Origin of the sequence: Microcystis sp. BLCC-F209 (assembly GCF_041928595.1) — a bacterium.
In the GTDB taxonomy this organism is placed as follows: Bacteria; Cyanobacteriota; Cyanobacteriia; order Cyanobacteriales; family Microcystaceae; genus Microcystis.
Window position 1 is genome coordinate 1 of sequence record NZ_JBHFLL010000095.1, and the last position, 3852, is coordinate 3852.

The following is a 3852-nucleotide window of genomic DNA, read 5'->3' on the forward strand; positions in this document are numbered from 1 at the left end:
TAGGTTCTGTGTGATCAGTTTAACTTACAATATGATCGATCAATCTTTGTGTCCTTTGTGTCTTTGTGGTTCGTTCCACTCACTCGCCAGCAGGACTGTATCCTAGAATACATTTTACCCACCAAACCTGGGAGAGCCAAAAATGATCCCTCTCAGTTCCCTAGTGCTAGAGTTTTCGACTTGATCCTTGAGAGATATAAGGATCAAGGGATCGGAGTCAACGATATTGTCGAATGGGTTCCCATCATAGCGATCGCAACATCCCAAAAGAGAGGAGGCAGAAATGGCAGAAGATAGATTAGAACGGATTGAGAAAATAGTTGAATCAAACGCTAGGGCAATTCAAGCTCTTGCCGATGCCGTGGCTAGGGATCGAGAAGAACGAAAACAAGAGCAAAAAGGGCTTTACGATTACCTTGCTCGAATAGCCAGCGCACAATCAGATTTTTATCAGACTCAAGCCGATTTTTACCGGCATTTAGAGAGAATGGATGATCGACACGCCCAAATGATTGAAATCATCCGACAAATCAACGAAAACAAGAGCGATCGTACTTGATGCACAATCAAGCGTTCTCCTTTTAACCAATACCCCCAACCCCCCACCGACCACGGAATTAGAAGTTTTAGGCGAAAAATAATTAAGAGTGAGGGCTTGACTTTCCTGTCGACTTGGGTTATGATCGTTTCATAATGGGATGTTTGTGTTTATTTTTGACTGCTTAGGTTCCGATTATGAATAAACTCTTTTAAAAATATTATCCCAAAATCTGCCCACAAAAGCAAGCAAAATTTTGCCCTCAATTGTTAAGTTTTGTTAAGAAAAGTCCTAAGAGTGGCAAGGAAGAGAACTCCCTGAACAGATCAGTCCGATTTCTTTGATAGTTTCTCAAGGGTTTTGGGATAATTCTAGAAGTGTGGGCCTGATTTTTAGCCTTCCAGCAAAGACGACAAAACCACTAAACCCTATGAAAACTTGGTTAGAAGATCGCGGTATTTTACCCGCTTACGGTGGGGGGGTAATCATTGGCATTACCCTCTGTTTTTTCGGGGCGGCGACCAATACCATGGCGGGATGGTTGTATGCTATCTGTGGCACGACAATCGCCATTTTAATTTTATCGATAATTTTACCCCGTCGTTCCCTTCTTCCTCTGAAAGTGCGTCGTCTTGCCATTGTACCCGTAAGTGCGGGGGACGATCTTAGTATGAGCCTAGAGATAGAAAATACCAGCAATCAGCCGATAAATCTGTTAGAAGTGACAGATATGCTGCCAATTGTTCTCGATCAGCCAAAAATAACCCCAATAGAAGCGATTGCCCCCAAAAGTAGCCATCGTTGGACCTATTATTTACCCACCAGTAAACGGGGTGTTTATCACTGGCAAGAAGTACAATTAAGAACAGCGGCCCCTCTCGGTTTATTTTGGTGTCGTCGTTGTAGTCAAGCAGCGGCTAAAGCTTTAGTTTATCCGCAAATTTTACCCTTACAACAATGTCCCCTGATCGATTCCCTCGGTCAAGAGGTGGCACAAAAATTAGAAAATAATCGCTATTATCAAAAGGCTAGTCAAGGACTGACCCGAAACCTGAGACAATATCGCCACGGTGATTCTACCCGTTTAATTCACTGGAAAACTAGCGCCCGTTTGGGAGAATTGCAAATTCGGGAATTAGAAGTGTTAACGGGAGGACAGGAAGTGATTATCTGTCTCGATACCCTCTGTGATTGGCGAGAAGACAGTTTTGAACGGGCGATTATTGCCGCCGCTTCCCTCTATTTTTATGCCCATCGTCGGCAATTAAATGTGAAACTCTGGACCAGTGAAACGGGTTTAATTCAAGGGGAAAGGGTCATTTTACAGACTTTAGCTGGTATAGAGGCAAAAGCTAGTCAAAAAAACGCCAATCTGCCTAATTTACCGCTAATTTGGTTGACAAGTAACCTCAATTCCATCGAACAACTCACCCCCGGCAGCCGTTGGTTATTTTTCCTCGCTGCCGATTCCAGCGAGAGTCCTTCACTCTTGATCCGACAGTTTAGCGGATTGGCGATCGAACCAGAAACTTCTCTACTACAACAATTGCAAAAACCCCCTCGTTGAGAAAATTTCTGTTCACAGTCTAGATTGAGAGGAGATTCTTCGGAAAAAAATGTCGTTATCCCGGAAAAAGATGTTATGATAGAAAAGACTCGGACTCATGCGATCGCAACGCCTTAACCTTGTCAGGACCGGAAGGTAGCAGCAATACGGGATGCTTGTGACTGGCGTGATCTCCGGGTCTTTTTGTTGCCTGTGACGGTCGCTGTTGTGAACGCTTTCAAAACTTTTCGATCGCTTACTGCCGAAACTCGTCGTCAACTACTCATCCTCTTCGTCACGGCGCTGTTTTTCTGGACAAGTATCACCACTCTCCTCCCCACTCTCCCCATCTATATTGACTCCCTAGGCGGTAGCAAACAAGATATCGGTTTTGTCATGGGGGCCTTTGCCATCGGTTTAATTTTATCGCGCAGTTGGTTAGGCAATCTAGTTGATCGCCGCAGTCGCAAATTAGTGGTTTTATTTGGAACTATTGTCGCCGCTACCGCACCCCTCGGTTATCTATTTTTTCGCGATCTTTCCTCTTTATTCGCCGTCCGCGCCTACCATGGTCTCAGTATCGCCGCTTTTACCACTGGTTACAGCACCCTAGTGGTGGATTTTTCCCCCGTTCGTCAACGGGGAGAGATAATTGGTTATATGAGCTTAACTGCACCCATAGGCATGGGAATCGGTCCAGCTTTAGGCAGTTATCTCTACAAATCGATCGGTTATGACGGTTTATTTCTAGTTTCCGCCACTTCGGGAGCGATCGCCTTTCTTCTGAGTTTCTCCATTCAAGAACCGGACTTCAAGAAAAAATTAGCCGCAATGAAGGCAGAAAATCCGACAATTGAGCGCAGTTTTTGGGCATTATGTCAAGAGCGGGCTTTTTTAGTCCCTACCTTAGTTTTTCTGCTGGTTGGCACTTTATTCGGCGGTTTAGTCGCTTTTTTACCCCTGTTTCTCCTCGAAAATCAGATCCCTTTCAGTGCCGGTCTATTCTACAGTTGTGCGGCAGTATCGGGGGTAATCGGACGGATTTTGTCGGGAGGAGCCAGTGATCGCTATGGACGGGGTTTATTCATCACTATTAGCGTTTTTTGCTATGGTTTATCCATGTTGGTTCTATCTTCTGCTCGATCTCCTTCCGCTTTAATTTTAGCCGCTATTCTCGAAGGTACGGGAGGGGGGATTTTATTCCCTATGTTACTGGCTTTAATCTCCGATCGCTCTGGGCCCCAAGAACGCGGCCGGGCCTATTCTATCTGTATCGGCGGTTTTGATGTGGGAACGGCCTTAGCAGGTCCAATTCTGGGGGTTTTAGCAATTTCCTACAAAACTATGTTTAGTTTATCGTCAGGATTAGCTGTTATCGCTCTCTTTCTCTTTTTTACTCTTTCTAACCCCACTATAAGCCATTCTTTTCTCTTCGCTTTCGGTTTAGAAAAAGATCGTTATGCTCTGCGCGGACAATTACAATAAAGCTTACTGAAAAAGTTTTTCCTAGTACAGGGTTATTTAATAGGTTTGAGGCTGAAAATTATCGGGAATATCTAATTCAAATACTTGGTCATGAATCCGAGCCACATAAAACCCTTCTTGCAGAATTTTTTCGCGTAATTCCGGGGATAAATCAACGGCTGCTAATATGCCATAGAGTTTTTTATCTTTGTGTTCAGGAAAAAAGCGGCGAAACCGTTGCAAAATACTTTTTAATTGAGTAATATCTTCCTGTCTAACATGACTTTTAAACTCAACGATATAA

General features: G+C 44.1%; 3 protein-coding genes, 1 other RNA gene and 1 pseudogene. 4 read left to right on the top strand and 1 reads right to left on the bottom strand.

Annotation, left to right across the window (positions count from 1 at the left end; translation table 11 throughout):
• Nucleotides 1-283 precede the first annotated feature (283 nt).
• The 4 genes from ACE1AQ_RS06240 to ACE1AQ_RS06255 all read left to right on the top strand — a co-directional run bounded on the left by ACE1AQ_RS06240 (nt 284) and on the right by ACE1AQ_RS06255 (nt 3569).
• On the top strand, nt 284-559 hold the full coding sequence (locus ACE1AQ_RS06240; RefSeq protein WP_008196184.1) for a hypothetical protein: 276 nt from the start codon (nt 284-286) through the stop codon (nt 557-559).
• 409 nt (nt 560-968) lie between these two features.
• Entirely contained in the window at nt 969-2105 is a 1137-nt protein-coding gene (locus tag ACE1AQ_RS06245; protein ID WP_110544827.1) for a DUF58 domain-containing protein, read from the top strand.
• Between the two features lie 86 nt (nt 2106-2191).
• Nucleotides 2192-2288, top strand: an RNA gene (gene ffs / locus ACE1AQ_RS06250) — signal recognition particle sRNA small type.
• Nucleotides 2289-2297: 9 nt separating this feature from the next.
• On the top strand, nt 2298-3569 hold the full coding sequence (locus tag ACE1AQ_RS06255) for an MFS transporter (protein WP_110544830.1): 1272 nt from the start codon (nt 2298-2300) through the stop codon (nt 3567-3569).
• Nucleotides 3570-3605: 36 nt separating this feature from the next.
• On the opposite strand, the pseudogene ACE1AQ_RS06260 reads toward ACE1AQ_RS06255, so the two are convergent.
• A pseudogene (locus ACE1AQ_RS06260) lies at nt 3606-3852 on the bottom strand (DUF3782 domain-containing protein); the annotation flags it as partial.